General features: G+C 66.8%; 6 protein-coding genes and 1 pseudogene. 6 read left to right on the top strand and 1 reads right to left on the bottom strand.

All coding sequences use genetic code 11. The annotated features are described in order from the left end of the window. From DDE13_RS21890 to DDE13_RS21875, 4 genes are all read left to right on the top strand, one after another. A partial coding sequence (locus DDE13_RS21890) for a capsular polysaccharide export protein, LipB/KpsS family (protein ID WP_449288504.1) occupies nt 1-679 on the top strand: 679 nt, incomplete at its 5' end. Nucleotides 680-776: 97 nt separating this feature from the next. After that, nucleotides 777-1,799 carry an aspartate-semialdehyde dehydrogenase gene (locus DDE13_RS21885; protein WP_111406322.1) on the top strand — a complete coding sequence of 341 codons (1,023 nt, stop codon included), beginning with the start codon at nt 777-779 and terminating at the stop codon, nt 1,797-1,799. Nucleotides 1,800-1,860: 61 nt separating this feature from the next. Beyond that, nucleotides 1,861-2,373 carry a hypothetical protein gene (locus DDE13_RS21880; protein WP_111406321.1) on the top strand — a complete coding sequence of 171 codons (513 nt, stop codon included), beginning with the start codon at nt 1,861-1,863 and terminating at the stop codon, nt 2,371-2,373. Nucleotides 2,374-2,379: 6 nt separating this feature from the next. Then, nucleotides 2,380-2,967 carry a hypothetical protein gene (locus tag DDE13_RS21875; protein ID WP_162631177.1) on the top strand — a complete coding sequence of 196 codons (588 nt, stop codon included), beginning with the start codon at nt 2,380-2,382 and terminating at the stop codon, nt 2,965-2,967. A 2-nt stretch (nt 2,968-2,969) separates the two neighbouring features. Here the strand turns inward: DDE13_RS21875 and DDE13_RS21870 are convergent, their stop codons facing one another. Then, nucleotides 2,970-3,641: a carbonic anhydrase gene (locus tag DDE13_RS21870; RefSeq protein WP_111406319.1), complete on the bottom strand. Its 672-nt coding sequence runs from the start codon at nt 3,639-3,641 to the stop codon at nt 2,970-2,972. Between the two features lie 144 nt (nt 3,642-3,785). Between DDE13_RS21870 and DDE13_RS21865 the strand changes: the two genes are divergently transcribed. Then, a complete protein-coding gene (locus DDE13_RS21865; protein ID WP_111406318.1) occupies nt 3,786-4,160 on the top strand; it encodes a hypothetical protein in 375 nt (124 codons plus the stop codon). Between the two features lie 80 nt (nt 4,161-4,240). Continuing rightward, nucleotides 4,241-4,484, top strand: a pseudogene (locus DDE13_RS21860) (leucyl aminopeptidase family protein); the annotation flags it as partial.

Raw genomic sequence — 4,484 nt, 5'->3', positions numbered from 1 at the left:
CTGGCGGGCGCTCGGCGGCAGCCTGGTCGCGCGCGCCTCGCGCCGCGCCGGTGTCGCACAGGGCAAGGCCGACGGCGTGCTGTCCGGCCGTCCCTTCCTGTTCTGCCCGCTCCAGGTGCAGGACGACACGCAGGTCACGCGGTTCGCCGGCTGGTGCGGCGGGATGGAGGGGTTCCTGCGCGCGCTGTCCGACGCGGTGGCGCATTTGCCCGACGGCTGGCACCTGCGGCTCAAGGAACATCCGTCCTCGAAACGCTCTCTGGCGGCCGCGCTGGCAGGCATGCAGACACGGCATGGCGACCGGGTGGTCGTGGACAACACCACGGACACGTTCGAGCAGGTGGCGGCCTCGCGCGGGGTCGTCACGCTGAATTCGTCGGTCGGTCTTCAGGCCTTCTTCCACGACAAGAACGTGATCGTGCTGGGAGAGGCCCTGTTCCGCATTCCGGGCGTGATCTGCGCCGCGGACGGACCGGATCAGCTTGCGCGGCTCTTCGCGCATCCGGGCGAGGCCGGTTACGATGCCGATCTGCGGGATGCGTTCATGCGGTATCTCGACGAGGTGTATTACCCGCCCGTGACCACCGATGCGGCGGGGCGGCCAACCATCGATCGCGCGCGGCTCGACCCGAAATTCGCCGCCGCCCGGGCCGCTGCCGCCGCTTGGGCCGAGCCTTAGCATCTGGGTCACAGAGCGGTCCGGCGGTGCGGCCCCCCTTTCGCGCCGTCGCGCGGTCCTGTAAAGGGCGCGGGTCGCAGTCAAGGGAGTCCCGCAGATGGGCTATAACGTCGTCGTCGTCGGCGCCACGGGCAATGTGGGCCGTGAAATGCTCAACATCCTGGCCGAACGCACCTTTCCGGTGGACAAGATCGCAGCACTCGCCTCGCGCCGGTCGCTCGGCACCGAGGTGTCTTTCGGCGACCGGACCCTGACCACGCAGGATCTCGACACGTTCGATTTCACCGGCTGGGACATGGCGCTGTTCGCCGTGGGCTCGGAGGCGACCAAGCAGTACGCGCCGCGCGCCGCCGCCGCGGGGTGTGTCGTGATCGACAACTCGTCGCTCTACCGCTACGATCCCAAGGTGCCGCTGATCGTGCCCGAGGTGAACGCCGACGCCATCACCGGCTATTCCGCCAAGAACATCATTGCCAACCCGAACTGTTCGACGGCGCAGATGGTCGTGGCGCTCAAGCCGCTGCATGATCGCGCACGGATCAAGCGGGTCGTCGTGTCCACCTATCAATCGGTGTCTGGCGCGGGCAAGGAGGGCATGGACGAGCTGTGGGACCAGACCAAGTCGATCTACAATCCCGTGGACGAGGTGCCGCCCGCGAAGTTCCAGAAGCAGATCGCGTTCAACGTGATCCCGCAGATCGACGTCTTCCTCGAAGACGGATCGACCAAGGAAGAATGGAAGATGGTCGCGGAGACCAAGAAGATCATGGACCCGTCCATCAAGGTCACCGCGACCTGCGTGCGCGTGCCGGTCTTCGTCGGCCATGCCGAGGCGATCAACATCGAGTTCGAGGATCATCTCGACGAGGAAGAGGCCCGCGAAATCCTGCGCGAGGCGCCCGGGATCATGGTCGTCGACAAGCGTGAATCCGGCGGCTACATCACGCCGATCGATTGCGTCGGGGATTACGCTACGTTCGTTAGCCGTATTCGTCAGGACAGCACCATCGACAACGGGATCAACCTGTGGTGCGTCAGTGACAACCTGCGCAAGGGGGCGGCATTGAATGCGGTGCAGATCGCGGAAACGCTGGGCAACCGGATCCTCAAGAAGGGCTGATGCCTTCGGGGCCGCGCGCGCGCTGTGCGCGGCCCTTGCCCTGCTTGGGGCGGCGCCCGCCGTGGCCCAATCGCGCGACAACCTGACCTTCTTTGTCGGGCAGATGACCGACAACGAATGGGGCGAGTTGTTCGACGACTGGGGGTCGGTGCGCTGGCGCAACGCGACACAGGCCGGTGCGGGCTATGCGCGGGAGTGGCGGCTCGGACGGTTCGGGTACATTGGGGCAGAGGCGCAGCTTTTGCGACATTTCGGCGAACAGACCCATTGGGAACTGACCACGCCGATCTTCCTGCGCACGCCCCGTCCGGCCAATCCGTTCATCCCGTCGGCCGCCTACGGGCTGGGCCTGTCGCTTGGGTCCGAACCGTCCAAGACGGAGATCGCGCGCACCGGCGAGAGCACAGAATTGCTGGCGCACTGGTTCTTCGAGCTGGAATTCGGCAATGACGACAGCCGCCTGCGCCCCTATATCCGGCTGCACCACCGGTCCCACGCCTGGGAAACCTTCGACGCGCGGACCGGATCGAACGCGGTGCTGTTCGGGGTCCGGCTGCCCTTGAACCGGAGCTGACGGCGGATGGCGGGTCGTCCTCAGGGGGCGGGATCGATTGTCCCGATGCTGGGCCTTGTGGCGCTTGCGCTGTCGGTCGGGGGCGCGCGCGCCGATCTGCCCCGCGACTCCGCGTCCGCGTTCGCCGGACAGATGACCGACAACACCTGGCAGGATATCCTCATCGAAACCGATACCGTCAGGTCGCGGGACGCGCAGGCAGTTGGCGTTTCGGTCTCGCGCGAATGGGCCTGGCCGGGCGTCGGCTTCTACGGGGTCGAGGGAACGCTTCTGCGGCATTTCGGCGAACAGGAGCATTGGGAGATCGCGGTGCCCGTCTACCTGCGCAGCCTGCGGCCTGATCCCGTGTGGTTGCCCAGCCTCGCGTATGGCCTCGGTCTGTCCCATGCCACCGACGTGCCGGAGAGCGAAATCGCCCGGCGCGGTGAGTCGCAGCGCACCCTTGCCATGTGGTTCATCGAACTGGAATTCGGGGGTGCGCCGTCCCAGACGCGGCCGTATCTGCGGCTGCACCACCGGTCAGACGCGTTCGGGCTGTTCCCCGTCGATACCGGATCGAACGTGCTTGTTCTGGGCGTGCGCCGGGATTTCTGACCTCAGACGGTCGCGAACTCCTTCGTGTCGCCGTCGAACATCTGCAGCTCGCCGGTCGCAATATCCACCCAGATACCGTGCAGCCCGAGCATGTCATGGTTCACGGCTTCGCGCACGAAGGGGAAGGTCATCAGGTTTTCCAGCGACACGACCACGGTCTGTTTCTCCAACGCGGTCTGCTGGGCCTGCGCGTCGTCGATGTCCTGCACCCGCGCATAGCCGGGCCGCAGGATGTCGAGCCAGCGGCCCACGAAGCTTTCCGGCGTCTCCAGTTCCGGCGCGTGACCGCTGCACATGGACCGGCAGCCCTGGACGCCGCCGCACATGGAATGGCCCATCACGATCAGGTTCGACACGTGCAGCACCGACACCGCGTATTCCAGCGCGGCCGACGTGCCGTGATGGTCCGTGTCCGGCGCGTAGGGCGGCACGAGGTTGGCGATGTTGCGATGCATGAAGAATTCGCCCGGCCCCGCGCCGAAGAGCTGCGTGACATGCACGCGGCTGTCGCAGCACGAGATGACCATGCAGCGCGGGCGCTGCCCTTCATGGGCGAGGCGCCGGTACCAGACCTGGTTCTCGGCGTAATCCACGGCTTTCCAGCCGCGGTAACGTTGCACGAGATATCCGGGCAGCGGCCGGGTGGACAGCGGGTTGGGCGCATCGGTCGTCATGGCTGTCCGGATACGACCAATCCGCGCGAAATTCGAGACAGATAACGCCGCACGGGCAAGATTCTGTTCAACCTGCGCTTCTTATGGTCCGCGAAGGCCGGGATGCCGGTCACGGGTGTGTGGGTTTCTGCGTAAGGGGTAGACATGACACGGGGTCTGGAATTCGAGGAAGCTGTCGCCATCGACCCGGAACGGCTGGCGCGGCTCTATGCCGATCTGGGCGACAGGGACGCGGACAGGATGATCTGTGACGCGATGGAGGATCTGGCGCTTGCGCTGGCGCGAATCGGTCGCGCCTATGCCGCGCGCGATCTCGACGCGATCGCACACCTGGCGCAGGGCATGGAACGGCTGAGCGCGCGGATCGGGCTGGCGAAGCTGGAACAGGTCGCCGAGAGCGTGCGCATCTGCGCCGCGCGGGGTGATGTGCCGGGGCTGGATGCCACGCTGGCGCGGCTCTCGCGGGTGGGCGACCGGTCGCTGTCGGCGGTCTGGGACCCGCAGTATCACAGCGTCTGACCCGTGCCGGGGCTTTTCGCCGCACAGGCAAGCGCCTAGGGTGACAGGGTTGTTTCGCAATTCCGAAAGGCCCCATTCGCATGTCCCTGACCTTTGCGCCCGATACGCCCCAGGCCCGCAGTCTACATCTCGTCGCGCCGGAGGATGTCGCGGACTGGACCGCGGGTCTGCCCGGGCCGGCACAGGCATGGATTGCCGCGACCGGCTTCGTGGCGGCAGCGGGTGCGCTGGTGCTTTTGCCGGGGCCCGACGGCACGGTCACCGGGGCGGCGCTGGGGCTGGGCGACGCGCGTGCGCAGGCCCGCGCGCGCTTCGCCGTGGCCG

This window comes from Meridianimarinicoccus zhengii, from assembly GCF_003254465.1.
In the GTDB taxonomy this organism is placed as follows: Bacteria; Pseudomonadota; Alphaproteobacteria; order Rhodobacterales; family Rhodobacteraceae; genus Meridianimarinicoccus; species Meridianimarinicoccus zhengii.
The sequence above is the reverse complement of the archived record's forward strand: the minus strand, read 5'-3'. Positions and strand labels throughout refer to the sequence as shown.

Coding starts and splice junctions, on each gene's coding strand:
- DDE13_RS21885 (WP_111406322.1), top strand. CDS start 777: ATGGGCTATAACGTCGTCGTCGTCGGCGCCACGGGCAATGTGGGCCGT.
- DDE13_RS21870 (WP_111406319.1), bottom strand. CDS start 3,641: ATGACGACCGATGCGCCCAACCCGCTGTCCACCCGGCCGCTGCCCGGA.
- DDE13_RS21865 (WP_111406318.1), top strand. CDS start 3,786: ATGACACGGGGTCTGGAATTCGAGGAAGCTGTCGCCATCGACCCGGAA.
- DDE13_RS21875 (WP_162631177.1), top strand. CDS start 2,380: ATGGCGGGTCGTCCTCAGGGGGCGGGATCGATTGTCCCGATGCTGGGC.